Origin of the sequence: Streptomyces nanshensis (assembly GCF_001751255.1) — a bacterium.
GTDB classification, from domain to species: Bacteria; Actinomycetota; Actinomycetes; order Streptomycetales; family Streptomycetaceae; genus Streptomyces; species Streptomyces nanshensis_A.
In genome coordinates this window covers 1-2,083 of record NZ_LJGW01000587.1, presented here as the reverse complement: position 1 = coordinate 2,083, position 2,083 = coordinate 1, and the positions used below count along the sequence as shown (strand labels likewise).

At 66.0% G+C, this 2,083-nt stretch carries 2 protein-coding genes; both read left to right on the top strand.

Annotated elements, in window-relative coordinates:
- The first annotated feature begins 253 nt into the window (after positions 1-253).
- The gene (locus AN218_RS29965) at positions 254-865 is read left to right on the top strand and encodes a type IV toxin-antitoxin system AbiEi family antitoxin domain-containing protein (RefSeq protein WP_079132739.1); all 612 of its coding nucleotides are present in this window, start codon (positions 254-256) and stop codon (positions 863-865) included.
- Positions 865-1,761, top strand: coding sequence for a nucleotidyl transferase AbiEii/AbiGii toxin family protein (locus tag AN218_RS29960; protein ID WP_070020194.1), 897 nt, complete (start codon positions 865-867; stop codon positions 1,759-1,761). Before AN218_RS29965 ends, AN218_RS29960 begins: the two co-directional genes overlap by 1 nt.
- The last annotated feature ends 322 nt before the right edge of the window (positions 1,762-2,083 follow it).

The window sequence follows — 2,083 nt, the reverse complement described above, 5'->3', positions numbered from 1 at the left end:
AGGTCAGCGGCTCGCTGACCTGCACCGACGGTTTCGTAGCAGTGCTGCGATCCCCCTCGATCCGCCCTGATGTGCACCGGGCAGCGCGCCGAGATCGAACTCGGAACGAGAGAGGACGGCCCGCTGCCGGCCGTGGGAGCATCCGACAGATTATCACGGAGAGTAATTACAGCGGGAGGCGACTGCCGTCTCGCATCCTGGCGCGTGTATCAAATCCTTCCCACCCCAGGTGCATCTGGGTAGGATTTGATACATGCCCGAGTCCACCGACCGCCTCATGCAACGCCTGGCGGGCTTGCCTCCGACCTTCACCTCGCGCCAGGCCCGCACTGCTGGGCTCCCCTCCCGAGATCTGGCCGCCTTGGCCTCCGCCGATGAAATCGAGGAGATCTCCCGGGGTGTCTACCGTCGGGCCGACGCGGCACCGACAGCCCACGTCGACGTCCTCGCGGTCTGCACCCGGGCGCCGCACGCGGTCGTATGCGGGGAGTCCGCACTGGCGCTGCACGAACTGATCGACGACATCCCGTACGAGGTGCACATCGCGGTACCACGGGGCACACACCGCCCGGTGATCGCCTATCCCGCGACCCGGACGTCCCAATATGCTGCGGATACCTTCGGCTACGCGATCGACCGGTTCGAAGCCGCTCCAGGCGAGACCATCCCCGTCTACAGCCCCGCACGTTCCGTCGCGGATGCCATGCGCCTCGGCGGGGCCGCAGGCAGGCCCCTCGCGCTCAGCGCCCTCAACCGCTACCTGCGCCGGCACGGCCATGGCGGCGTCGCCGACATCCAGGAAGCCGCTCAGACACTCGGTGCCCTGTCCACCATCCGCCCAGCCATCGAAGCGGTGCTCGCCTGATGCCCAACCCCACCCGCGACACAACCGCCGGGCGTATCTACAACGACCTGCGCAACTTCGCCCGCCGCACCGGACGCCCAAGCGACCAGCTGATGCTCGAATACGTCCTGGAACGCTTCCTGTTCCGATTGAGCAATCACCCCGAGGGCGGCCAGCACTTTGTACTCAAGGGCGGCCTGCTGCTCGCCCAGTTCGGCGCCCGTCGCATGACACGCGACATCGACATCCTCGGCCGTTCGTTCTCCGGTGACGAAGCGGAGATCACCCGCCGCATCGCGGCCATCGCCGCCACCGAGGCCGACGACGGGGTCGTCTTCGACTCCACAAGCCTGTCCACCGTGCCCATTCGCCAGGACGACGAATACCACGGACTCCGCCTGACCATGGCCGCGAGTCTCAGCCGGGCGCGACTCAAGCTCCAACTCGACGTCAGCTTCGGCGATCCGGTGACTCCCGAGCCGAAGTTGATCGATTACCCGCAGACCCTGGAAGGAACGCCCTTCCCGCTCTACGGCTACCCGATCGCGACCGTCATCGCAGAGAAGCTGTCCACCGCCGTCGCTCTCGGAGATCTCAACACCCGGGACCGCGACTACGCAGACCTCTACCAGCTGATCACCCGGCACCGTCTCGACGGCAACGAACTCATCGATGCCCTCACCGCGACCGCCGAACATCGAGCCATCCAGCTACGCCCGCTCAGCAGCGCCATCACCGACCTGCCGACGCGTCGTCAAGCTCCGTACACCGCATGGCTGCGTCGTCAGGGTCCCTCAGTCGAACATCCCGAAAATCTCACGGAGTTGGTCGCCCTCGTCGCGGACTTCGCCGACCCGCTCCTCACCGGCACCGCCGCGCAACGAATCTGGGAACCGCAAGCGAAGGCTTGGACCTGAAGCCCCAAGCCTGGGGCCAGTGCGCTGCCGCTCAGGAACTCCGTGTACTCGTACGGAGTCAACAATCGCGAAGGAAGTGGGCTTGCCGTGCACCAAGGCATTCCGGAGACACCGTCCCGGCACCGGCACAGCCACACCCGTCGCTAGCCCCGCAGTGTGTACCGGTCGTGCACCGGATCCTCTGTAGGTACGCACCTACGCAGGTCAGAGCCATGTTCATGTATTACTTCGACATCTAGAAACGGTGCAGGTCCGAGCGTCTGTTCGCTCTTCTGGGCCGTGAACGGGCCGTGGGCCGCACTTCCCGACAGCGGGAAGTGCG